The organism is Nonomuraea sp. NBC_00507 (assembly GCF_036013525.1).
Lineage (GTDB): Bacteria > Actinomycetota > Actinomycetes > Streptosporangiales > Streptosporangiaceae > Nonomuraea.
In genome coordinates this window covers 3,316,230-3,339,604 of record NZ_CP107853.1, presented here as the reverse complement: position 1 = coordinate 3,339,604, position 23,375 = coordinate 3,316,230, and the positions used below count along the sequence as shown (strand labels likewise).

21 protein-coding genes and 1 pseudogene are annotated in these 23,375 nt (G+C 68.5%); 16 read left to right on the top strand and 6 right to left on the bottom strand.

The features are described 5' to 3' along the window. The first annotated feature begins 15 nt into the window (after positions 1-15). The 6 genes and pseudogenes from OHA25_RS16820 to OHA25_RS61385 all read left to right on the top strand — a co-directional run bounded on the left by OHA25_RS16820 (position 16) and on the right by OHA25_RS61385 (position 5,796). Entirely contained in the window at positions 16-363 is a 348-nt protein-coding gene (locus OHA25_RS16820; protein WP_327588509.1) for a DoxX family protein, read from the top strand. A gap of 17 nt (positions 364-380) precedes the next feature. Beyond that, on the top strand, positions 381-611 hold the full coding sequence (locus tag OHA25_RS16815) for an alpha/beta hydrolase domain-containing protein (protein ID WP_327588508.1): 231 nt from the start codon (positions 381-383) through the stop codon (positions 609-611). 593 nt (positions 612-1,204) lie between these two features. Further along, positions 1,205-2,839: a carboxylesterase/lipase family protein gene (locus OHA25_RS16810; RefSeq protein WP_327588507.1), complete on the top strand. Its 1,635-nt coding sequence runs from the start codon at positions 1,205-1,207 to the stop codon at positions 2,837-2,839. Between the two features lie 54 nt (positions 2,840-2,893). Beyond that, positions 2,894-3,550, top strand: a complete 657-nt coding sequence (locus tag OHA25_RS16805; protein WP_327588506.1) for a response regulator transcription factor — start codon at positions 2,894-2,896, stop codon at positions 3,548-3,550. Between the two features lie 2 nt (positions 3,551-3,552). Continuing rightward, positions 3,553-4,779 carry a sensor histidine kinase gene (locus OHA25_RS16800; protein WP_327588505.1) on the top strand — a complete coding sequence of 409 codons (1,227 nt, stop codon included), beginning with the start codon at positions 3,553-3,555 and terminating at the stop codon, positions 4,777-4,779. Between the two features lie 139 nt (positions 4,780-4,918). After that, positions 4,919-5,796 (top strand): annotated as a pseudogene (locus tag OHA25_RS61385) (DUF6192 family protein). 82 nt (positions 5,797-5,878) lie between these two features. Here OHA25_RS61385 and OHA25_RS16790 read toward each other — a convergent pair. Then, positions 5,879-6,724, bottom strand: a complete 846-nt coding sequence (locus tag OHA25_RS16790; protein ID WP_327588503.1) for an alpha/beta fold hydrolase — start codon at positions 6,722-6,724, stop codon at positions 5,879-5,881. A gap of 65 nt (positions 6,725-6,789) precedes the next feature. On the opposite strand from OHA25_RS16790, the gene OHA25_RS16785 reads away from it, so the two are divergent. After that, positions 6,790-7,350 carry a helix-turn-helix domain-containing protein gene (locus OHA25_RS16785; protein ID WP_327588502.1) on the top strand — a complete coding sequence of 187 codons (561 nt, stop codon included), beginning with the start codon at positions 6,790-6,792 and terminating at the stop codon, positions 7,348-7,350. A gap of 161 nt (positions 7,351-7,511) precedes the next feature. Here OHA25_RS16785 and OHA25_RS16780 read toward each other — a convergent pair whose 3' ends face one another. Then, positions 7,512-8,072, bottom strand: a complete 561-nt coding sequence (locus OHA25_RS16780) for a hypothetical protein (protein WP_327588501.1) — start codon at positions 8,070-8,072, stop codon at positions 7,512-7,514. A 168-nt stretch (positions 8,073-8,240) separates the two neighbouring features. Here OHA25_RS16780 and OHA25_RS16775 point away from each other — a divergent pair, with 168 nt between their 5' ends. Then, the gene (locus tag OHA25_RS16775) at positions 8,241-8,726 is read left to right on the top strand and encodes a hypothetical protein (RefSeq protein WP_327588500.1); all 486 of its coding nucleotides are present in this window, start codon (positions 8,241-8,243) and stop codon (positions 8,724-8,726) included. Positions 8,727-9,231: 505 nt separating this feature from the next. Here OHA25_RS16775 and OHA25_RS16770 read toward each other — a convergent pair. Next, positions 9,232-9,876 (bottom strand): TetR/AcrR family transcriptional regulator, encoded by a 645-nt coding sequence (locus OHA25_RS16770; protein WP_327588499.1) that lies wholly within the window; start codon positions 9,874-9,876, stop codon positions 9,232-9,234. A 50-nt stretch (positions 9,877-9,926) separates the two neighbouring features. Between OHA25_RS16770 and OHA25_RS16765 the strand changes: the two genes are divergently transcribed. From OHA25_RS16765 to OHA25_RS16750, 4 genes are all read left to right on the top strand, one after another. Further along, positions 9,927-10,229 (top strand): hypothetical protein, encoded by a 303-nt coding sequence (locus OHA25_RS16765; protein WP_327588498.1) that lies wholly within the window; start codon positions 9,927-9,929, stop codon positions 10,227-10,229. Beyond that, positions 10,229-11,092: a class I SAM-dependent methyltransferase gene (locus OHA25_RS16760; RefSeq protein ID WP_327588497.1), complete on the top strand. Its 864-nt coding sequence runs from the start codon at positions 10,229-10,231 to the stop codon at positions 11,090-11,092. Before OHA25_RS16765 ends, OHA25_RS16760 begins: the two co-directional genes overlap by 1 nt. Before the next feature lie 107 nt (positions 11,093-11,199). Then, positions 11,200-11,817, top strand: a complete 618-nt coding sequence (locus OHA25_RS16755) for an LGFP repeat-containing protein (RefSeq protein WP_327588496.1) — start codon at positions 11,200-11,202, stop codon at positions 11,815-11,817. Positions 11,818-11,822: 5 nt separating this feature from the next. Beyond that, on the top strand, positions 11,823-12,218 hold the full coding sequence (locus OHA25_RS16750; protein ID WP_327588495.1) for a hypothetical protein: 396 nt from the start codon (positions 11,823-11,825) through the stop codon (positions 12,216-12,218). Between the two features lie 903 nt (positions 12,219-13,121). Here the strand turns inward: OHA25_RS16750 and OHA25_RS16745 are convergent. After that, positions 13,122-13,700 carry a helix-turn-helix domain-containing protein gene (locus tag OHA25_RS16745; RefSeq protein ID WP_327588494.1) on the bottom strand — a complete coding sequence of 193 codons (579 nt, stop codon included), beginning with the start codon at positions 13,698-13,700 and terminating at the stop codon, positions 13,122-13,124. Positions 13,701-13,797: 97 nt separating this feature from the next. Here OHA25_RS16745 and OHA25_RS16740 point away from each other — a divergent pair, with 97 nt between their 5' ends. Beyond that, positions 13,798-14,436: an SAM-dependent methyltransferase gene (locus OHA25_RS16740; RefSeq protein ID WP_327588493.1), complete on the top strand. Its 639-nt coding sequence runs from the start codon at positions 13,798-13,800 to the stop codon at positions 14,434-14,436. A 25-nt stretch (positions 14,437-14,461) separates the two neighbouring features. Then, the gene (locus tag OHA25_RS16735; RefSeq protein ID WP_327588492.1) at positions 14,462-14,959 is read left to right on the top strand and encodes a DinB family protein; all 498 of its coding nucleotides are present in this window, start codon (positions 14,462-14,464) and stop codon (positions 14,957-14,959) included. A 294-nt stretch (positions 14,960-15,253) separates the two neighbouring features. Here the strand turns inward: OHA25_RS16735 and OHA25_RS16730 are convergent, their stop codons facing one another. Next, complete coding sequence (locus tag OHA25_RS16730; RefSeq protein ID WP_327588491.1) at positions 15,254-16,075, bottom strand: helix-turn-helix transcriptional regulator; 822 nt, start codon at positions 16,073-16,075, stop codon at positions 15,254-15,256. Between the two features lie 159 nt (positions 16,076-16,234). Between OHA25_RS16730 and OHA25_RS16725 the strand changes: the two genes are divergently transcribed. Together OHA25_RS16725 and OHA25_RS16720 are read left to right on the top strand one after the other, a co-directional pair. Beyond that, complete coding sequence (locus OHA25_RS16725) at positions 16,235-16,960, top strand: alpha/beta fold hydrolase (RefSeq protein WP_327588490.1); 726 nt, start codon at positions 16,235-16,237, stop codon at positions 16,958-16,960. A gap of 478 nt (positions 16,961-17,438) precedes the next feature. Beyond that, complete coding sequence (locus OHA25_RS16720) at positions 17,439-19,049, top strand: serine/threonine-protein kinase (protein ID WP_327588489.1); 1,611 nt, start codon at positions 17,439-17,441, stop codon at positions 19,047-19,049. A gap of 254 nt (positions 19,050-19,303) precedes the next feature. Here the strand turns inward: OHA25_RS16720 and OHA25_RS16715 are convergent, their stop codons facing one another. Next, positions 19,304-23,176 (bottom strand): ALF repeat-containing protein, encoded by a 3,873-nt coding sequence (locus tag OHA25_RS16715; RefSeq protein WP_327588488.1) that lies wholly within the window; start codon positions 23,174-23,176, stop codon positions 19,304-19,306. Positions 23,177-23,375: the final 199 nt, after the last annotated feature.

The window sequence follows — 23,375 nt, the reverse complement described above, 5'->3', positions numbered from 1 at the left end:
AAAAGGGGAACCTCGATGTTCGCCGTTTATCTCACGATCACGCTCCTCGCTGCGACCCTCAACGGCATGGCAGCCATCGCCAACTTCATCGGCCACGACTATCCCAAGAGCCAGGCGGACAAGTTGGGCGTGCCCCGGTCCTGGATGCGCCCGTTGGGGGCGCTGCTGGCCGCCGGGGCGCTGGGGCTCCTGGCCGGGATCGCCGTACCGGTCCTGGGCACGCTCGCCGCCAGCGGCCTCGTACTGTACTTCCTCGGCGCCTTCACAGCGCACCTACGGGTTGGCGACCGCCACTTCGCCCCCTGGAGCCTCTTCTTCTGCCTGGCGGTGGCCGCCCTTGCCGCGAATCTGACGTGCCGCTGAGTCCGCCGAGCGGAGGCATGCCTCGACGGCGGGAGTCCTCTCGCTGCGCGTGCCCTGGCTTCTGCACGCTGGCGGGACATCATCGTCCCTACGAGCAGGAGGAACTACGGCAGCGCTACGGTAACCACGGCCACTACGTGGACCAGGTCTCCGCGGCGGCGGCAACAGTGCGGGATGCGGGCTTCCTGCTGCCCGCGGATGCCAACACGATCATCCGTGAGGCCGCCGACTCCGATGTGGGCCGTTGAGTCCGTGAAGCGTGAGTCCGTGAAGCGGCGCTCGGCGGGTGTGGCGCCGCCGTCGGCCATCAGGTTGACGGTGGTCGCCGCCGACGCGCACTCCACAAGGCGCACATGACAAAGGGCCCCGGGGAGTCCCAGGGCCCTGTCAACGTGTCGCGTTCAGGTCCCTCGGCCGAGGGCGCCGCGTCTGCAGTGCCTCCCACGCAGCGCAGATTCGACGCAACTCTCGTTCGCCTCCCGCATTCGGCGCCTGATCAAACGCCACCAGCCGTACGATCGCCACCCGCACCACGTCCGGGTCACCATCCACCACACACCCACGCAGCAGCGCTCGATACTCCTCCTCCTCCTCCTCCTCAAACACGGTCACACCGACACTGGTCAGGCTCAAAAGAATCCTCCAAAGACATCAGTGGCTATACGCCATGGTCAAGAGCGACCACACCGCGCCGCCGAAATCCTGAGGTTCGCAACAACCGGTCGCAGGTCCGCAACGTTTGCCGGACCCGCTGCGTCCAGGGCTCGCGCAAAGCTGGCCACGTACTCGGCAAGACCGAGTTCCACCAGGCCATCGCCCCGTCAGGGGAGAAGGAGTTCTCATGGGGTTGTCGTTTCGCCGGTTGTCCACCTTGATGGCCGCGGGCTTCCTGTCCGTGACCGCCTGTGTCGCGCAGGCGGGGGCGGCCCAGGTCCAGGCAGCGGAGGGGGCGCAGTCTGCGGCCACGCCGCGGCCGTCGATCGTACGCCTCGATTCGGGCCGGATCCGGGGTCAGGACGACGGCACGGTCAGGACGTACTCAGGGATTCGCTTCGCGCAGCCGCCGGTGGGCGAGCTGCGGTGGAAGGATCCGGTCGCGGCCAAGCCGTGGAAGGGAGTGGCGGACGCCACGAAGCCCGCCCGGCAGTGCACACAGATGGAGGCGGGCAAGCAGATCGGCGGGGAGGACTGCCTTTTCCTCGACGTCAACGCGCCGGCCAAGCCGACGCGCACGGCGTTGCCGGTGATGGTGTGGCTGTACGGGGGCGGTTACACCACAGGCGCGGGCAGCGCCTACGACGCCCGGCGGCTGGCCGACGAGGGCGACGTGGTGGTGGTCACGCCCAACTACCGGCTCGGAGCGTTCGGCTACCTCGCGTTGAAAGGGTTGGCCGGCTCTGGCACCTTCGGGCTGGCCGACCAGCTCGAAGCGCTGAGGTGGGTCCAGCGCAACGCCGCTGCCTTCGGAGGCGACCCGCGGAACGTGACGCTGTTCGGTCAGTCGGCCGGCGGGATGAGCACCTGCGCGCTGCTGACCTCCCCGGCCGCGCGCGGGCTGATCGACAAGGCCATTATCCAGTCGGGGTCCTGCATGCTGGATTGGGTGAGCGGCACGTACCTCCCGATCCCGGGCATGCCGTCGTTCACGCCGTACAGCTCGTTGCAGGCGAGCCAGGCCACCGGCCACGACGCGGCCGAGACCCTGGGCTGCGCTGCGGGCAACGAGCTGGAATGCCTCCGGGCCAAGCCGGTCTCCGAGTTGATGAAAGTCAACGACAGCTTCGCCAGCAATCTCGCGTACGGCACGCCGCTGTTGCCCCTCAACCCGTCCCAGGCGCTGCGCGAGGGCAGGTTCCTGCGGGTGCCGGTGATGTCCGGCGGCACCAAGGACGAGAGCAACGGGTTCATCTCCGGCGCCGCCCAGGCCGGCTTCCCGGTGACCGCCGAGAGCTACCCGAAGCTGATGGAAGGCGCTTTCGGCGCGGACGCCGACGCGGTGATGAAGGAATATCCGCTGTCGGACTACGCGTCGCCGGGCCTGGCGTGGGCGAGGGTGGGCAGCGACCGCGCGTGGGCCTGCCCGACCCTGGCCGGCGACAAGGCGATGGCCGCCCGTACCAGGGTGTACGCGTACGAGTTCGCCGACGAGAAGGCCCCGAACATCAGCAACATCCCCGCGGACTTCCCCCCTGGCGCGCAGCACGCCAGCGAGCTGCCCTACCTGTTCGACCTGGGCGGCCGTCCGTGGTGGAGCCTCACGCCCGAGCAGTGGCGCCTGGCCGGGCAGATGGTCGGCTACTGGACCGCCTTCGCCCACACCGGCACCCCCAAGGTCGCCGGCGCGCCCGCCTGGCCCGCTTTCACCAAGTCCCGCGGCACCGTCCTCAGCCTCAAACCTGCCGATCAGGGCGGCATCGGTCCCGCCGACTACAGCAGCGAGCACCGTTGCGCCTTCTGGAGCAGGCTCTCCAGCTGATCAGTGATCCGCTCCAGCGTGATGGACGAGCGCCATGTGACAGACTCGGAAGGTGTGATCAGGATTCTGCTCGTCGACGACGATCCTATGGTCCGCCGCCATCTTCGGACCATTCTCGGCTCCAGCGCCGAGGTCGAAGTCGTGGGCGAGGCCCGCGACGGGGCCGAGGCGGTCGAGGAGGTCCTGCGCAACCAGCCCGACGTGGTGCTGATGGATCTCAGGATGCCGGGCGTGGACGGGGTCACCGCGACGAAGGAGATCACCACGATGGCGTCGCCACCTGCGGTGATCGCGCTGACGACGTTCGACTCCGACGCGCATGTGCTCAGCGCCCTGGAGGCCGGGGCCGGAGGCTTCCTGCTGAAGACGACCCCCGTCGAAGACCTGGTCAACCTGCTCAAAGTGGCGGCGGATGGGCATGTGGTGATGTCACCAGAAGCCGCGCACAGGCTGGTCGCCCAGTCCACGAGAGGCGACGTAAGACGCGAGACCGCGCGGGCCCGGGTTGCGCAGCTGTCCGAGCGTGAGCGCGAGGTGCTCGCCTGCCTCGGCGAAGGACTCACCAACCCGGAGATCGCGCAGAGGCTGTTCCTGTCGGAGACGACCGTCAGGAGCTACGTCTCGCGGCTCATGGCCAAACTCGACCTCACCCACCGCACCCAGGCCGCCCTGCTCGCCCACCAGGCCGGCCTGATCGACGAACCCGGCTGAGCGTGACCCGCGACGACCGGCCACCCGCGACCTCCGGCTCTCCCACCGCGCGCCGAACGGTCTTCGCGATCGCCACCGGCACGGCCGCCCTGTGCGCCGTCGCGCAGGTCGCCCTGTTCGCCGCGAGGGCGAGCACGACCGGCGGCAGCGGCCCGGTCGTCGAGCTGGCCCTGAACCTGCTCGTCGATCTGGCCCTGCCGGCGGTGGTCAGACTCCCGCGGACGGTAGGGGCACTGGCGATCCTGGTTACGGCGGTGTTCGCGGTGGGCATGAGCCTGGCCCCGGGCATGCTGACGTGGGGCTCCCCCGGCGACCTGGCCGTGACACCGCTCGCGGCTCCACTGGTGGTGTCCTTCCTGGTCTACCTGCTGCCCTGGCGGCAGGCGTTCGCCTTCGCCGCGGCTCTGGCGCTGCTGGCGATCCCGATCTGGGCTCCAACTTGGACGGCGCTGTACATGGCCCTGTCGGCCACCGCGCTGCCCGCGCTGGTGGCGCTCTACCTCAAAGTACGCGGCGAGCTGCTGCGATCGCTGCGCCGGAGGGCCGAACTTGCCGACGCCGAGCGCCGCCTGCTCGCCGAGCGGGCCGAGAGCGCCGAACGGCAACGCCTCGCCGCCGAGCTGCACGACATCGTCACCCACCACGTCACCGAGATCGTGCTGCATGCCGACGCCCTGCGGGTCACCACACGTGACGATGACGCCCGCGCGGCGGCGGAGCAGATCAGGCACGCTGGCACGCGCACCCTCACCGAGCTGCGCGACCTCATGCGCGTGGTCACCAACGGGATCCGGACAACGCCCGCCGAGCGCCCCGACGACGACACCGGCGGCGACCTCGCCGAATTGGCGTCGGCCGACCGGGCCACGCTGGAGGTCACGGGTGATCCCGGCACGGTGCCCGCGGTCGTCGCGCGTACGGTCTATCGGGTGGTGCAGGAGTCGCTGACCAACGCCCGCAAACACGCCCCAGGCGCACCGGTAACCATCACGATCGCCTATCCCGGCGACCGGGTGGACGTCGAGGTGCGCAACGCGCCGCCCCCGCGCACCGCCGACCCCACCCTGACGAGCGCCGGCTCCGGAATGGGCCTGATCGGCCTCGGCCGCCGGGTCAGCCTGCTCGGCGGCGTCTTTAGCTGGGGCGGGGACGGGGACGGGGGCTTCACGGTCACGGCGAGCATCCCCGCCGCCAAACCCTATGAGGGTGTTTTCGATCCTCGTATGTGATCTTGGATCGTGCTCCGAGCGAGGCGAAAAGACCTTGCCTGCCAGGGATTGTCACGTCTCGTGATCAAGCGCATGCTATGTGTTGGTAGTCCGCATCCCGCCGTTGTCCCGTACGTCTCGTGCGAGGGGAGAGCGGACCATGCCGACCATGATCGGGCACGTCACCCAGGAGCGTTACGACCAGATCGTCACCCGCGGCCGGGAGCTGGTCGAGCTCCAGACCCGTTCCCAGTTCGAGCTAGGCGATCTGGCGCTGGAGATCGAACCGATGCAGCCGCACGGCGGTGCGCACCCGAACCCGGGCGAGGCGCTGTTCGGCGTCTTGGAATCGCTGCAGCTGTCCGCCGACGACATGGCCATCCCGGTAAAGACGCTGGAGACCTACCGCTGGGTGGCCCAGCGCCGTAAGGCCGGGGTCCCGTACTACATTCACAAGACGCTGGCCTCCATACGCGACGGTGAGGAGCGGTGGGCGCGCATCGCCAAGCCCCCGCTGGATAACCGCACCGGAACCCACCGATGGACCGACACCGCCGCCAAGCAGGCCGCGGACCAGAAGCTCGTCAACACCGCCTCAGTGCAAAGAAGATCGAGCGCATCCACGACCTGGCCCGCGATGAGGCGGTCGCCGTCCGGGTCGCCACCGACCTGCTGCGCCGACCCCAGGTGGCCTCGCGGACGATGCTCGATGACACGGCCAAGCACATGGTCAACCGCGCCCAGGTCGACCACGCCCACCAGGCCGGCCACGTGGCGCGACAGCGCACCCCGGCCCTGCCCTGCATCGAGCACAGCCGCGACTTCCTGGAGCTGATCGGCGCCTGCGCGGCCTTCGTCTCCGCCATCGGCCGCGTCGTCCCCGGTCTCCACGGCCACCAGTTCACCACCGACGAGCGCGCCGCGGTGGCGCGCAACGTCGCCCGGGTGCGGGCGACGGCCGACTGGATCGAATCGGCCGTGGAGTCCGGTGAGGTCAGCATCGACGAGGGCTTGGCCCGGCTGCTGCAAGGCGAGTAAGACCCATGCCCCCGAGGTCACGGGGCCTGGCGGCCAACGTGTGTGGCGACCAGGTGAGTTGTCCCATGTGGCGGCCTGGTGATCAGGAGTTGAGGCTGAGGAGCTGGTGTATCCGGTCGGCGACAAGATGTGGTTGCTCGGCCTGGATGAAGTGCCCCGAGGCGACGTCCTCGTGGCGCCCGTCGGGCAGGATCTGGGCGTAGCGGCGCTGGTGCTCGCGGGTGGCGGCGTTCTGGCGCTCCCGACCTTTGGCAGCGTGGGCCGCGGACAGCACGATCGTCGGGCATTTCGGGAGCTGGGGCGGCCGGGCGCGGAACTGTGGGATGGCGGCGGCCACCGTCTGCATCTCCTTGCGGGTCTGGGAGATCCCGGCGGGGGTGAAGTCCTCGGCGAGCATGGTCTGGTAGGTGTCGGCGGAGAACAAGCGTCGGACGTTGCCGCTGAACAGCCGCGCCAGGGGAGGGATACGGCTGAGCGTTTGCGTCACGGCCAGCATGCGGTCGATCTTCTTGGTGGTCTGGTCCCAGGTGTCGTACACCGGTGAGGTCTCCGGTAGGGGGTCGACCAGCAGCAGGCCTCGCAGCCGGGATCCCAGGCGCTCAGCGGCGCGGCGGGCGACCAGCCCGCCCATGCTGTGCGCGACGAGCACGAACGCGCCCGGAACGACGGCCTCGGTCATCGCGACCAGGTCGGCGGCCATGTCATCGACGCCGAGCTGCCGGGTGATGCCGCTGCTGAGCGCGCGTCCGGCGCGGTCGTAGGCCACCAGCCGCGCCTTGTCGGCCAGCGGCGGCAGCACCGGGTCCCAGCAGGTCCGGCCGCAGCCTCCGCCCGCCTCGAAGACCACCCAGACCTGCCCCTGGCCGGACTCCTCGACATAGACATACCGGCCGTTCACCGGCACGACCCGCCCCGACACCTCCCGCATGCCGCCTCCTACAGCCGCTACGTTTTCATTTTGGATAACGGTATCGCATATGAAATCGTTGGGCTATGGACCCTGTCGAGCAGCTGTTGCACCCGGTGCGGCTGCGCATCGTGCACGCCCTGTCCGCAGCAGGCACGCTGACGATCGCGCAGATGTGCGCCCGCATGCCCGAGGTACCGAAGATCACGATGTACCGCCAGGTCGCACAGCTGACCGAGGGAGGGTTCCTGGACGTGGACGGCGAGCAGCGGGTACGCGGCGCCATCGAGCGCCGCTACCGACTGCGGCAAGACCGGCCCACGATCGACGCCGGCGCGGCCGCCGCGATGTCGCTCGACGACCACCGCCGGGGATTCGCCGCGGCCATGGCCGTCCTGATCGCCGAGTTCAACGCTTACCTGAACCGCGACGGCGCCAACCCGGCAGCCGACTCGGTCTCCTATCGGCAGGGCACCCTGTGGCTCAGCCCAGACGAGCTCACCGCAATGACGGCCGACCTCCTCGCGGTACTGCGCGACCGGCTGGCCAACACTCCCACACCAGGCCGCACACCGTACCTCCTCAGTGCGATCTTGTTCCCTGCCGAGCAACCGCCTCCGCACGGAACTGATCGTCAGCGGGGGTGAGCGAGTCGTCTCGAAGGCACGGAAACCCACTCGTGTGCCTTACACCAAGATCACCAGTCGGTGATTGAACACACCTTCTAAGAAGTGTTTTGAGGGTTTCGGCGACTTCCACGTCGGTGGGGATGCCCACGACGGATTTTGATGATCTCGAGTTCCGCAGTTCATGGGCAATGAAGCTTGATCGTCTGGTGTTGGTGTTGGTGCTGGTCGGTGGGGCTGTGGATAACTTGCCGAGTGCGAAAGTGTGAGCACACGACTGTCAATGATCCGCTGCGTAAGCTGTGCTCTGTGCGAGATGATGCGGGCATGTAACGGCGGAAGACGCAGTGACGCAACGGCACGGCAGCGTGGTCCGGTACCTGCAACCACACCGCACCGTCCGTGGCGTACGTCGTCATCATGGGTCCGGGTGGATCGCACAGAGGCGGCTGAACGAGAGTCACCGCGTCCTGCACCTTGCCTGCCAGTGTGAACAGGTGCATGCCTCCTGCGGTGATGCGCTCCACGAGCAGAAGGTCAGTGGCGTGGACGTGCACATAGCCGAAGGCTGAGCCAGCGGCGCTCTGCTGTTTGACGGCGAGCGCACGATCCGCGGTACGACGGAGGGTCAGAGCGAGATCGATCTCCATCCGAAGGTGCATGTCGGCCTGCGCCTCTGATGCTCCCTGCAAAACGGCGTCCAGTTCCTCGATAGTGCGGATTTCCACGGCTTCGCGGGCCACCAGCGAGCGCAGGGCCGTGGCCAGGGCCCATTCGCCGTGATCACCAAGGGGATGTGGGACCTGCTCAGCCGCCGAGGTCGGCTGGCAGCGAACTAACCACCGGTGGGCGGCGTCACAGAGAGGGGCATATCAACAAACTGCTGGAGAAACGGGGCGATGGGGATGAACATGACTCGACTGGTAGCGGCGCTGGCGGTCGCCAGCGCGACGCTGGTGATCGCGAGCCCGGCAGGCGCCGTCGCCGCCGCGCCGGGCTCCTTCGGCCCGTACGGCTACGGCGGCATCAAGCTGGGGATGACCGCCAAGCAGGCCAAGGCCACCGGCAAGATCGTGCTCAAGTGGCGCGACTACTGCTCCGGCTGGGACTACAAGGCCCACCGCAACGCTCGCAACGAGGTAGGGCTCTACATCTCCAAAAAGCGCGGCGTCGCCGTCATCTTCGCGCCGGCAGGGGTGCGCACCCCCAAGGGCATCGGCGCAGGCTCCACCCTCCGCCAGGTCAAGAAGGCCTATCCCGGCGTCAAAGAGGAGCCGAGCGGCTACTACGTCACCGTGCCCGGCAACCACAAGGCGTACTACTACTTCGGTGTCAACCGACGGGACAGGGTCGAGCAACTCGGCCTCGCCCTCAAGAACCAGGACTGCGTGAACTGAGTGGGCGTTTAGGTATGGTTGGTGAGCAGATGCCCACTCTGCGGTCGCAGACTTTTGGGCCCTTCGCCTTATAGGTGTAGATTCGAGTCGTCCTCATCGCCGATGAGCGCGCCCGTTTGATTATCCAATGATACTCAAATTGCGTCTGGTCTGGAAACGTAGCAGCAACTCCTGACCAGTCGAGAGGCCACTACCGATCACATGCTTCGGGTAAAAGTCCCGCCATGAGCAAGCGGAAGCCGTACCCCAGCGACATATCCGATGCCCATGATCCACATCGCTTCAATCAACAACCTCACCAAGCGCATAACGGACGAGACCACCCCAACCTGGCGAGGCACCTACTAGAACATAAGCCGCAAACTACTCAAATCAAACGCCCTCTCAGTGGACGGCGCTTGACTGGAAGACTCGAAGTCCTCGACTGAGGGTGCCCAGCTCGGCAGCTCAGCCCTCTTCGAGCAACGTCAGCCGTTGGGAGCCGCGTGATTCTCCTGACGCCCACTCAGGTTGAGCTGTCGAGGATCGCGGCGGCCACGGTGTCGACATACCAGCGTTGGTATCGCTCTGGCGGCCAACCGCGTTGCCGTACGAGCCAGTCGTAGTTGTGGACGTCCATGGCCAGCCAGAGGACGTCGGCGGCGCTGTCGATGTCGTGGTCGGACCGTAGGCGGCCGGTGGCGGCGAGGTCGGCGGCGAGCATTTCCATGCCGCGCCGACGGTCTTGAAGGTTTTTGTGCCAGATGGCGGCGGCGTCGGGGTCGGCGGTCGCGGCGCCGGCCAGTGCGAGCATCACCTCTACTTGGCGGGTGTGGGTCTCGGTGAGGTGGCGGGCGTAGCGGGCGAGCTTGTCGCGGGGGTCGGCCAGGGCGCGGATCTCGGCGACGAAGGACCGGTCGGGCAGGCTGCGCGGGTCGTCGTCGCCCGCGATGGTGACGTCGATCAGCTCGGACAGTAGCTGGCGCTTGCTGCCGAACACCGCATACACCGTTTGGATCGCGACCCCGGCTTCGGCGGCGACAGCGGTCAGCGGTGTGGCGGCGTAGCCGGGGTCGACGAACAGCTTGCCCGCGGCCTCCAGGATGGCCTGGCGGGTCTGGCGGGCCTGATCCTGCCTGCGTGCCGACTGATATCGCCTCTTGACAGCCATACCCTGAGTGTAGTGCTCTATTAGATAGAGTTTCACTCTATCAAAAGGGGGTGGGTACGGTGCCGTTCGGAGTGCTCCAGGAGATGCCCGACGTCAGCGAGGAGGAGTACCGGCAGGTGGAGAAGCACCTGGGCCCGGATCGTCCCCCCGGTCTGCTCGCCCACGTGGCCGGTCCGGCCGAGGGCGGTTGGCGGATCATCAATATCTGGGAGAGCGAGGAGGCGTTCCGCCGGTTCCAGTCGGAGCGGCTGATCCGCGCGGCCGGCCTGGCCGCCCAGGACGAGGGCTTCGATCCCGGCAAGGCCGCTGGGTTCCGTTCGGTGACCGTCGACGGCACCGAGATGCCGTTCTGATGCCCGACACCGACACCCTGCGGGCCCGCAACCACGCGTTCTGGACACAGGCCGCGCCCGGTTGGATCCGTCATGCCGACCGACAGGACGAGTCCGGCCGGCCCTTGGGCGCGGCGGCAATGGACTGGCTGCGGCCGAAGCCCGGCGAGCGGATCCTCGACGTGGGCTGCGGCTGTGGCGGCACCACGGCAGAGTTGGCGGCGGCGGCCGGGCCGGGCGGTGGAGCGGTCGGGGTGGATCTGGCCGAGCCGATGCTGGCCGCCGCCAGGCAGCGGTTCCCGCGCGAACGTCATCCCGGCCTGCGGTTCGTCACGGCGGACATCGAGACGGTCGAGGCCGTGACGGGCGCGCCGTTCGACGCGGTGTTCTCGCGCATGGCGCTGATGTTGCTGGCCGACCCGGTTGCGGGGTGCACGACGATTCGGCGTTCGCTACGCCGGGGAGGCCGCCTGGCCGCGACCGTGTTCCGTGACGGGGGAGCCAATTCGTGGCTGGCCGCGGCCACGCTCGGCGCCGCGCCTCATGTCGGGCCGCTGCCGCCGCTGCCGATGGGCGATGAGCCGGGCCCGTTCGCGTTCGCCGATCCGGACAGGGTGAAGCGCATCCTGACCGCCGCCGGCTTCGACGCCATCACGGTCCAGCCACACGACGTCACCCTGAACGCCCCCGACGAAGGCGAAGTGGTGGCGGAGTGGCTCATCGAGATGGGCCCGGCTGGCGCGGCCTACCGCGCCAGCGCGCCACCGGGCCGGGCCGCGGCACGCGCGGGGGCCGCCCGGCTGTTCGAACGGTTCCGCGAGGCCGGCGTCGGCTACCGGTTCCCTGCCGGGGTTTGGCTGGTCACCGCCGTGGCCGCACCATGATCGCGGACGGCCGGACAGCGCGCTCCGGCGGACGGTCACGAGGTGCCGCGCGCTCGGCGCGCCCTGAAGAGACCTCACCACACCACCAGAATCGAGACGATCGCATCATGGCAAGTGTTGGCAGCAGCCGTACCTCCACAGCAATGGCCTTATGTCGCGCGCTTTCGGTCGGCACCTCTCTCGCGCTGGCCGCGACGCTGGGCGCCGGGCTCCCGGCCCATGCCGGCACCGCAAAGGCGACCGCAACGGCGACCGCCCGGGCGGCCGCCACAAGCGCCTGCCGCATCCAGCCCTATGGCCTGATCGGCGCGCGGTGGAGCGAACTCGGCGGCGAGAACAGCGCGCTGGGCTGCCCGCGCACCTCCGAGGTGGACGTCTACCTGGACGGCGTCTGGGCCGGACGCCGACAGAACTTCCTGCGCGGGCAGATGGTCTGGTCACCCCGGCAAGGGCCCAAGCTGGTGGTGTCGGCCTGGTCGATCGGCGGATACGCCTACGTCGACTGGCGCACGACCGCCCCCCGCTCCTACGACCGCTTCCTCGTCCGCTGGACCAGCGCCGCGGACAGAGCCGGAACACAGCGAGACATCGGCGGAGGCACCAGCGGCCGGATGCGGGTCCGCGTGATGACCACCAGCGGCTACCGCTTCATCGTCGAAGGCTGCGACAACGGAACCTTCAGCTCCAGCTGCAAACAGGGCTGGACCCTCTCGGTGACCGCCTGATGGCCATGATCTCCAGGACCGCCCTGCTGGCCATCGCTCTGCTCATCTCCTCCGGCTGCGGCCAGGCCGGAGCCGGCCCGTCCTCGCCGAGCCCACCACCCGGGGACGGCCAGAGCGCAACCTCGGCACCCGCCCAGGACTCCTGCGGCGACACCGCCGACAAGGTCAAGCAGCACGCGCAGCAGCCCGACATCCGCTCGGTCACCATGCAGGGCCAGTGCACGCTGGTCTCGATCGAGACCACCCTTGGCGACGAGGAGTCAAACACCGCCAAGAAGATCTGCGACGCAGCAGCCGAGGTGGCCTACTCCGGCGACACCAACTCCATCAGCGTGCAGAGCAGATCCGGCAAGGAACTCTCCGTGGGAATCGCCGGCGCCACGTGCCTGGCACAGCCCTGAATCGCCCCACGCCCTGGTGGAGGCTTTGGACGGGCGCCAGGCAATGGTACGAACCGGACGCTCGAGCGCCAGCCGAGTAAAGGTGCATCAGGGGTACCGCCGACTGCCAAACGGAGGCGGCGGCCTGGCCGCGCCGGCCTTCCCATCCCGCGACACATAGCCCCGGACTACACTCTCCTGCCGCTGACCTGGCAAGCCTGGCCGCTGGCATGCTTGTCGGCGGTCCGGCGCTTGCTCCTGCAACGGCACGGCGCCAATATGACCAGGCGAGGACATGACTTCCCTCCGACCGCGCGCCTGGTCTGGAGATGTGTGTATTGGCTTTAACAGTGCAGATCAGCACCGCAACACTCCGCATCACCGACAGCCAGAGCGTGCGCTGTCGGTGACCGGTCTCAACCTTCAGCGTCTCCCTCATCATTCAGAATTTCGGCCGTGTCGATCGGTGACCAGGTCGGCCAGGTCGCGCCCGTGGCGAGCAGCGTGAAAACGACGTGAGCCCTTGCAGCGGAATGTGCATTGACCTCGAATCCCGGCATCTCTCATTCTCCAGTGACGCGTCGTCGCCGCGGGCCGGCGACACCGGCCACCCACCGTACAATCCACCTGGCCCTCGCCACATTCATGACCTTGCCGGAAAAGCGCGTTCGATTGCCCTGACGGCAGGCGGGGTGAAGGGTCCGCAGACTTTGACGAGCCGAGCCGCGGATCATTCGAGTGAGGGAAAACCGGCATCGCGGTGCACGAGCAGCTCGACCGTCGCTGCGCTGCGTCCTTGAGCGTCCGCCTTCCCGCCTATCCGGTTGTCAGGCCGAGGTCTGCCCTCCTGCGGCAGTGAAGGTCGGTGGTCGGCTCGGGTCCGGGGCGAGCCGATGTCGGTGGATTTGACGGTACGGCGGCCGATCAGCTCGTTCGAACCCGAAGGTGTGATCGCTGTCCCTGCTGCCCGAACAGGATGAGCAGTTCGACGGCGCGGCCGTCGGCGCTGCCGAGCCAGTGCGGGAGCGTGGTGTCGAATTCGGCCGCCTCGCCTGGCGGGAGCACGAGGTCGCGCTCCCCGAGCACCAACCGCAGATGTCCATTAAGAACGTAGAGCCATTCGAAGCCATCGTGGGTCTTCCGGTCCGGCTCGACGTGCCCTTCCCTGCCCGGAATGATCATCTTGTAGGCCTGCACACCACCCGCCCGTCGAGACAGCGGCACAAACGTCATGCCGAACCGGTGGATCGGAGCCAGATGGATCCGCGGATCGCCGGTGCGGGGAGCGCCGACGAGATCGTCCAGCGGGACGTCGTATGCGCGGGCCAGCGGCAGCAGCAACTCCAGGCTGGCCCGCCGCTGCCCGCTCTCCAGCCGGGACAGCGTGCTCTCCGACACCCCGGTCGTCACAGCGAGGTCGGCCAGCGTCATTCCGCGGTTCCGGCGCAGGGCCCGTAGCCGAGGCCCGACCGCGTGCAGCACGTCCTCGAGGTCATCGCTCACCCCGTCATCTTGCCGGAACCGCAGGAAAGGATGCCAGTTCCCGCGATTGGGGCAACGCTGGCCCTACCCGGCACATCACGAGGAGCACCCCGAATCCATGTCCACCACCGACCGTCGCGACGAATCCGCCCACTTCTGGGATGACCATTACCGGCGACACACTCCGCCCATCGACCCCCAGGCGAACACCCGGCTTGCGGAGATCACCGCCGACCTGACCCCGGGCGAGGCTCTCGACCTGGGCTGCGGGGCCGGCGGTGATGCCCTGTGGCTCGCCCGCCGCGGGTGGCGGGTCACGGCCATCGACATCTCCGCCGTCGCGATCGCCCGGCTGGCCGACCGCGCACACTCCCTCGGGCTCGACGCGCACATCACCGCGGAGCGCCACGACCTGGCGCAGAGCTTTCCCGCCGGCCGGTTCGACCTCGTGTCCGCGCACTACCTGCACACTTCCTTCGACCTGCCGCGCGAGCGCGTCCTGCGGACCGCCGCACACGCGCTGTCTCCCGGCGGGCGACTGCTGGTCGTCGACCACGGCTCCGTTGCACCCTGGTCATGGAACCAGGACCCGGACACCCGCTTTCCGCCCCCGATGGAGATCGCGGCGGGCCTCGACCTCGACCCCGAACGCTGGAGCGTCGAGCGTGCGGACGCGCCCCGCCGGGTGACCACCGGACCTGGTGGGCGCACCGCCGAGGTCGTCGATCACGTCCTGCTGATCCGCCGGACCGGCTGACCCCACCACCCATCAAAGGACCACCATGACCTCCCCACGCACCCGCCGCCGACGAGACACCCCACCCCCGCGCACCGGCCCCGGCGAGAAGGACGTACTGCGCGGCTTCCTCGACCACCTGCGCACCGCGGTGGCCGCCAAGGCCCAGGACATCCCGGAACCGCAGGTCCGTACCCCTGGTGTCCCCTCGGGCACGTCGCTGCTGGGACTGGTCCGCCATCTCGCGCACGTCGAGCGGTATTACTTCCTCGGCGAGGAGGTGGCCGACTGGCCGGGCACATTCCAGCCGCGACCCGAGGAGACCGTCACCTCTGTCCTGGCCGACTACCGCGATGCCGTCGACCGGGCGAACGCGGTCATCGACGCCTGTACCGACCTGACGGCGCCGGTGGCCCGCCCCTCCCCCGCCGGCCGCCCACCCTCGATGCGCTGGACGCTGGCCCACATGATCGAGGAGACCGGCCGCCACGCCGGGCACGCCGACATTCTCCGTGAACTGATCGACGGCTCGACCGGCCGCTGACCCAGCCGCCCCTGCAGCAGCGCACCGGGTCGAACCGGCCAACGATCAAGAACGAGTACGCGGTAGCGCGGCGTACCGCTCGTAAGCCGGGCCGCGTAGGCACTCGTTCCGCCTGGGACGCCGCTCATCGGTCGCCAGGGTGACCAGGGACTCCTCCGCCAGCCGGCGGCGGTGGACAAGCGACAACACCACCTCGCGATGGTCGCAGCCGCGGCGTTGATAACGCAGGAAGCAGAGCACCTCTGCGATCTCCTCGGGCTGGGCACCCGGCCGAGTGGCTGAACATGGGCGGGGTCATGTCCGCATGACGGACGCGAGGAGCGCCAGCTTGTCGGCACTGTCGGTGCCGGGGTCCGGGTGGAGGACGACGAGCGTCTGGCCTGTCGCGCCGCTGACGCCCAGTCTCTCCCGGTTCAGCCACAGGCCACCGACCTGGGGGTGGTCGATGTGCTTGGGTGTGCCTTCGCACGTGTTCACGTCGTGGCGGGCCCAGAGCCTGCTGAAGCGGGGGCTGGCGAGGGAGAGCTCGCCAACGAGTTCGATGAATCGGGGGTCGTCCGTGTCGGTGCCGACGGACTCGCGGAAGCCGGCGACCATGCCCTGGGCGGCGTCCTCCCAGTCCGGGTAGAGGGCCTGCTCGGCGGGGTCGAGGAACACGTCCCGCAGGCGGTTGCCGCCCGCCACGAGTCGCGGCGACAGAGCGGTCGCCAGCGCGTTGGCGGCGAGGACGTCGAAGTAGCGGCCCTCCACGTACGCGGGGAGCGGCAGCGTGACGATGAGCTTGGCGACGCCCGGAGGGACGGTCTCCTTCCGGGGCCGCCGCCTTCGTCGCCGGGGTTTTCCCGCCCCGAGGCGTAGCAGGTACGCCGTGGCGTCGTCGTCGAGCAGCAGCACGCGGGCGAGGGACTCCAGGACCTGCTCGGAGGGATTGCGGTCGCGGCCCTGCTCCAGGCGCAGGTAGTAGTCGGCGCTGATGCCGGCGAGCATCGCGACCTCCTCCCGGCGCAGGCCTGGCACGCGCCGTACGCCCACGGAGGGGATGCCGGCCTGTTGAGGAGTGACGAGCTCCCGGCGGGCGCGTACGTAATCGCCCAGAAGGTTGAATTCGTCGCTCATGTCCCCACTGTAATTCGGGCACCTTCGTGCGTGCCTGGGTCCTGTCACCCCCAGGATCGCGGGGGCTCTGGCTCCGTCAGCGCGTGAGCGGAAACCTCGCTTTCGGGACGAACGCCGGCGAAATCGGCCGATGGTCCCTCGTGAGCAAGGAGCTACACCATGTCAACATATTTGTTGGTACACGGGGCCTGGCACAGCGGGCAATGCTGGGAGCGGGTGGTCCCGTTGCTGGCATCGGCCGGGCATCGGGTCGCCGCCCCGTCGCTGACCGGCTACGGCGACAAGGCGCATCTGCTCGGCCCCGAGGTAGGGCTGGACACGCACGTCGACGACATCGTCAGGCTGATCAGCGAGGAGGACCTCGCCGACGTGATCCTGGTGGGCCATAGCTACGCCGGGCTGGTCATCTCGTCCGCCGCCAACCGGATCCCGGATCGGATCGCCCATCTGGTCTATCTCGACGCGATGGTCCCGGAGGACGGCGAGAGCGCGGTGGACGTGCAGCCCATGACCCAAGCCCTCATCGACCGCGCCGCGGAGTCCGAGGTCGGCTGGAGGATCCCGCCGATGCCGGAGTTGCCGCCGCCCCTGGGCCTGTTCGGGGTCACCGACCCGGCGGACGTGGCGTGGCTGAGGACGATGTTGTCGGATCAGCCGGTGCTCTGCCTTCGGCAACCGGTCCGGCTGGACAACCCGGCCGTGCTCACGATTCCGCGGACGCACATTCACTGCGTCGCCGGCGTACCGGAGGGCATCAAGCGGCGGCCCGTCCCACCGATACAGCCCAACGGCAACCCGGCACAGGTGTGGGAACTGGAGACGGGCCACGACTGCATGATCACCATGCCGGCCGAACTCACCGAACTGCTGCTCAAGCTCGGCTGACCCGCCCACCCGAGCCGCGCGGGCCGCTTCCGGCAGCCCCGCGGCTCGGTCGCGGGGCCCCGAAACAGTTCGGCCGAAGGTCTACATTCGGCACGCACCATCAGATCCAAGGGTTGCTGTGACAACACGGCAAGCGTGATCTGCGGTGGGCTCTGATTGGATCGATCAGCGTGGTCGTCGCGGTCATCACCACCGCCACCCTCCACCTGCTCGCCTGGTTTGTCTGGGGTTGGTAGTCCCGGGTGGGATCGATGGTCAGCTCGCGCAAGAGTTCTCTGGTCACGGCGTTGACGACGCGGACGTGCAGGTCGTTGACCAGCAGGATGACGTGGGTTCGGGATTTCGCGGCATCGATCGCTGCCGGCTGGTCGTCAGCTTCCTTGCTGTGAGCTTTGTGTCGGTCAGGATGGACACCTGGGGGCCTTAGGCGTCGCCGAGAATGCGCCGCTGCAACACCGTTTCGCCGTGGTCTTCGGTGGTGAAGCGGAACGTGGCCAGGCCGTCGGATGCCGATTGCCGGCCGACCGTCGATGGGCCGGGCATTGATGGCGAGCAGGCCGTCCCGTGTCTCGAGGGCGAGCGCGTTGAAGGACCGGTCAATAAGATCGTTGCTGTTGTGATGATCCGGCGATCGGGAGCCCCGATGAGCGACCCCGGCGGCTTCGGCCCGCTGACGGTGGACGAGCGCGAGACGATCGGTCCCTACCGGATCGTGGGCCGGATGGGGGCCGGCGGTATGGGGGTGGTCTACGCGGGAATCGCGGCCGACGGCACGCGGGTCGCGGTCAAGGAGATCCATCCGGGATTATCAGCCGACCCGCACTTCCGCGCCCGCTTCGTCCGTGAGGTCGATCTGCTGTCGCGGGTGCGTGGACGTTGCACGGTCTCGGTGCTGGCCTCCGACACCGCCGCGATTCCTCCCTGGCTGGCGACGGAGTTCGTCCCCGGCCCGACGCTCAGCACGTACGTGCAGGACAACGCGCCGCTGCGGCCGCATGAGCTGCTCTCGTTCGGTGTGGACATCGCCGAGGCGCTGACCGACATCCACGGGGCCGGCATCGTGCACCGCGACCTCAAACCCGGGAACGTGATCCTCTCCACCTCCGGCGCGAAGGTACTGGACTTCGGCATCGCCCGGGCCTTCGACGAGAGCGGCCTCACGGGCACTGGCGCGTTGATCGGGACGCCCGGCTGGATCAGTCCCGAGCAGTATCGGGGCGACCAGGCGGACGCAGCCGCCGACGTCTTCGCCTGGGGCGCGCTGATGGCGTACGCCGCGACGGGGCGCCCGCCGTTCGGCATCGGCGCCCCCGACGTCCTCGCCTACCGCGTCATGAGCGTCGACCCCGACCTGTCCGGGGTCCCCGCCCAGGTCCGCGACCTCGTACGAAGCGCGCTCGCCAAGAATCGGGCGGCCCGGCCCGCCGCGCACGAGTTGCTTGCCCGGGTCACCGCGCTCAAGGCAGGCACAACCCCCATGCAGATGCCGGCACGCGACAAGCGCCTGATGGTGCCGCTGTTGCCGGCCGTCGCCGTCATGGCGGCGGTCGTGGCCGTCGGCGCGGTGTTCGCGGTGAACCGGGGTGACTCGCCGCAAGCACTTCAGAGCCCGAGCGCCCCTCCCTCGTCCTCGCCTGCCGAGAGCCTGGAGCCGGACACGAGCGAGAACCCGGACGAGGCGACGACAGCGGGCGAGACCCCCGAGGAGACGCCCAGCGCGAGGGCGACGGCCGAGGAGACGCCCACCACACCGAAGAAGACGAGCGCCAGCCCAAGCGCACCCCGCTCGGCCACCGGCGTACCGTGCGCATCCAACGACTCGATACTCCGGCAGGCCGCCGCGCTGAACGGCGGCAGCCTGCCGGACGACGCCGTGGTCGCGCGCAAGATGTGCTCGGGCAACTGGGTCGCGGCCGAGCTCGACTCCCCAAGCGTCGGCGGAATCGACCTGATCGCGAAGCGGAACGCGACCCGATTCGTGGACGGTGCGATCGGCAGTTACTTCTGCTCGCGGGAGAACCAGCCGACGCTCCTCGCGAGCGCGCCGGGCAAGATCAAAACCTTCCTCTGCCCTAACGGCTTCGACTGACCCGGCCCTCTCCTGACGTCTCAGGCGAAGGGCAGAACGGGTCTGGAGCGTGGTCCCGGGCCGGTGCCCGCGGCGAGCCGCCGGGCGAAGGAACGGCCGATCGCGCGCCGCCCGGGCTGGCTGGGGTCGATGTTCTCGAAGCGCGCGAGGATGGGGTGAATGGTCCCGGCGGCTCACTATGGGTGCGCCCGGCTCCGCACCGGCACCCCGACCAGGATGCCGGTGCGGACTTTTGGATCGACTCCGCTTAAGAATCAATCACAGTTCGAGATCACCCTCGTCGCCCGTGTGGTCAGGTCGATCGCGGTCACCTTGGTGACGTTGGGATTGGACATGAGCGCGGGACACTCGATGTTCTTCCAGACGCTGCCCGGACCCAGGTCTTCTCCAAGAACCACTCTGACCTCTCCTGAGACACCTCGGGCATAGGCGGCGATCACCTTCTGCCATACCTCGACCAGCAAGGGGTGAATGGAGCCCCGCTCCGCCTGCGGAATTCCGCGGCTGCCCATGAGAGCTTCGAGCGTAGTGCCGCCCATGCCTCGCGCTATCTCAGCGGCAGCATCAGGTCCTGCCGCCACGTACCCGCCAGACGATGTCGCGGTGCGGCCCGACCAGAAGAAAGCAGTGTTCATGGCGGTGGAGTAGTCACCGGCGAGCATCGCCTGAGCAGTCGGAACGGCGGCAACCGCCTTGACTCGGCTCAGCGTTATTTGGACTTGGTAGACCGCCCCCGCGCCCATTCCAGCAGCCGCGTAAGCCGTCTTGAGCGCCTGGGAGCCGACGCTGAGCTGATCGATCATCTCGCGGGAGAAAGGAATCGGGCTAATGTCAGACAGCACCTCGGCCAGCGATCTATCACCGTTGATGAGATGGTAAACTCCGAGCCCGATTTTGAGAACGTCCCTCAGGCCGTTCCCGAATTTTGAATTCGGAATCCTCCAGGTATACATAGCGAGGGCCGCGCCCTGTATAAATCCCCAGGATTCCATCAATGCCCCGCTCAGCTCAGCGGCATAAGTGAGATTTTGCATTCCTCGGAACGCGGGATCCAGGACGGACTGAATGCAGTTCTCGTAAAGTTGGGTGGTTGGCGCATACAACAGCTCGCAGAAGCCGGAGTTGAGGTATGCCCGCGGGATCAGCTCTTCCGGGTCCGCAATAATGTTGCGGATACAGGTTTCGTGCCACTCGCCCTCGGGGTCGAGCAAGTCCTCCCACCCAGCGAGTTCTTCGCCACCGTAATCGACTTCGCATTGGAAGATGGCCGCGCCATAGGCGTCCTCATAGGCGGAGTAAGCCTCCTTGCCCGCCGAGATGGCACCGGCGGCATCCCCGCCGGCTCGACGGGCTGCCTCGTAGGCGACGCTGGCCGCTTTGAAGGCCGCATTGGCGGCGTTGACGGCGACCTGGTAGGAGTGGATCGCCCAAGTGGCCGACCGGATGGCGCTGCGAGCTGAGGTCGTGGCCCGGGTGGCCGCCGCGCGGGCGGTCTTGACCGCGGCTGCGGCCTTGTCCACCGAGGCCGCAGCTTGGCTGGCATAAGTGCTTGCCTTCTGCGCGTAGCCGGCAGCCCGGCTCGCCGAGTCGAGCGCCTGCTGAGCGTAGGACGCAGCCTGAGCGGCATCGTTGCGGGCTCGGGCGGCTACGCTCTGCGCTTTCAGAGCATCCTGCGCTGCCGTCTCGGCGACCTGACTGATCTTTTGGTGCAGACCTGCGACCACAGCAAGGTGAGTCGCGCTTTCGTAGTCCCGCTCGGCTGCGGTGAACCGGCCGGTGCTGAGGAACTGCCGCAGGCCTGGGGCCGGTCCCTCCAAGGCGATCTGCGCGGCCGCCTTCAATTCCGGCCCGCTGTCCGGGTTGGCCAGGATCTGGTTGACCAGCACCCGTTCACCGATGGTCGCCGCGGTGTACTGGCCGGTGTCGAGGAAGTCACGCAACGCCTGCAGCGTGTCGACGTCGAGGGCTTGCTGGGCCCGCTGCGCCAGCACGACGTCACCGGCCGCCTTGGCCGCGGTCAGGATCTGGTTGACCTTCGTCCGGTCCGCGCTGTAGCGGCCGGGATAGTTCTGCGTACGCAGGAAGGTCGCGACCGTCTGGTCGCTGCCGGCCAGCGCCGTATTGGCCGCTGCTGCCAAAGCGGCGTTCTCGTTCACCGCCAGGTTCATCACCGCGAGGCGGTTGTCCTGTGCCGCGGCACCGGCGATGCCAGTGCGGACGAACTCCAGCACGAGATCGTCAGCCCCGCCCAGCGCGGCAAGCGCCGCCTGCTTGGTCCAGGCGCCCTGGCCGCTGGCCAAGTTGAGCGCAACCTTGCGGGCCGCCGCCACCGCGGCGCCGCGCTCGGTCGTCGGGTTGATCGCCACGGCCATGAGACTGTTGGTTTCGGCGTCGCGTTTGGCGGCTTGGTCGATGTCCCAGTCGGCGACGCGCCGGTGCGCCTCATACGCGACGTTGGCTGCCCGGGCGTTCTCCAATCCCTCATCACGGGCCACCGCCAAGCGCTCGGCGTCGGCGGTCCGCGCCGCATCGAACAGCGCGGCCGCCTCGGCTGCGGTGTCCAGTGCTTGTTGCGCTGCCGCGGTGGCGGCGTTGGCATAGTCGGTGGCCCGTTTCGCCGCCTCTGCGGCCTCACCGGCGTGCTCCGCGGCATCAAGAGCCGCGGCTGCCGCGGCCTCGGCGTTGGCTGCTGCCCGGTTGGCGGCATCTCGCGCCTTGTACGCGGCATCGACGGCTACCCTGAGATAGTTCTCCGCCGCCCGTGCCGCCCGGACGGCCCGCTCGGCGTTGGCTCGCGCTCTCGCCGCCGCCTCGACAGCCTCCTCGGCAGCCCAGCCCGCCGCGTTGGCGAACCGGACCGCCTGCTCATTGGCGGACGCTGCCGCCATGGCATTCTCGGCCGCGCTCGTAGCGGATGCGACAGCACCGTACATGGCCTCGAACGCCTTGGCTGCCTGTTCTGCTACTGCTACGAAGCTCTTCGTGTCCTTCGCGATCGCGGTGGCTGCCTGCGCCGCATGTCGTGCGTCTTCCGCCTTCGAGGCATCTAGGACCGCCTCATTAGCCTTGAGAAAAGCTGCGGTGGCATACTGATTGGCCTTCGTTGCCATCTGCGCAGCCAGCGCCGCTGCATGGGCGGCTGCTCGCGCCGCCCGGACCGCCGCCGCAGCAGCCTCAACGGCCACCTGAGCAGCGTCAGCCGCCTTCTGCGCTGCAGTCGCCGCCCGCTTGGCCTGCGCCTTCGCTTCAGCCATGTTGTTGCGCGCAGCCTCGGTCGCGGCAGCGGCCTCCTCCGCGGACCGGCGCGCCGCTGCTGCGGCGTCCTTGGCGCGGCCACCCTCGGCAACGGCGTTGGCGGTCTCCTGCGCCGCCAGCGCGCCGGCCGCCTGCGCTTGGCCGAGCAGGTCTTGCAGCGTCGCGATCTCGTCGTCCCGCGCCGATGCCACCGCCCAGCCGTAGGTGAGGAATGCCTCCTGTGCTTCTGGCGTGCCCGCGTCGAGCGCCTTCTGGGCCGCGGCGCGGACCTGCGGGCCACCGGTGGCCATGGCCTGGTTGATCCGCAGCCGCTGGTCGGTGTTCCACTGCGCCTGCCAGCCGGACGCCAGGAACTCCTGCAGCTCCTGGGTGGTCCCGGAGTCCAGTACGGCCTGAGCCGCCTGCTTGACCTGATCGCCGCCGGCGGCCATCAACTGGTTCACCGACACCCGCGTATCGATGTCCGACGGGCCCTGCCATCCGCTGTTCAGGAAGGTGGGGATCGCGTTCTGGTCGCCCGCAGCGTCCGCGTCCGAGGCGGCCCGAGCCTTCGCGCGCAACGCCGGACCACCGTCACTGATGATGCTCGCAAGGCTGTCCCGCTGGTCGAGGCGCTGGGCATGGTTCCATCCCTCGGCCAGGAACGCGCTGACCTGAGCGTCCGTGCCCAGCAGCGCCGCCTCGGCCGCTAATCGAACCTGCGGGCCGCCCTCTTGCCAGGCCGACACCACGAGGGAGCGATTGGCCGCGACCGACACCTCCGCATATGCCGGCATCACCTGCAGCAGGTTGGCCAGCAAAGCCAGGACCACGATTGCCGCGATCACCGCCTGCCGACGTATCGACATCCGCGCACGCACATTCAGCTGCACTGCAGCCTCCGTCACCGCTCGAACTCGCACACTGGGAGCGCTGAAGGAGCGAGTCTGGTCACCGTCCGTTCAGCTCTGCGGAGTGTCACACGATGCTCAGATGCCAGGCAATACCAGACATCGGCGGATATACCAGGAACATACCGGGCTTCACTAGCCTCATTTCGTACCCGCAGAGGCGCAAGCAAGGTGAACGGGT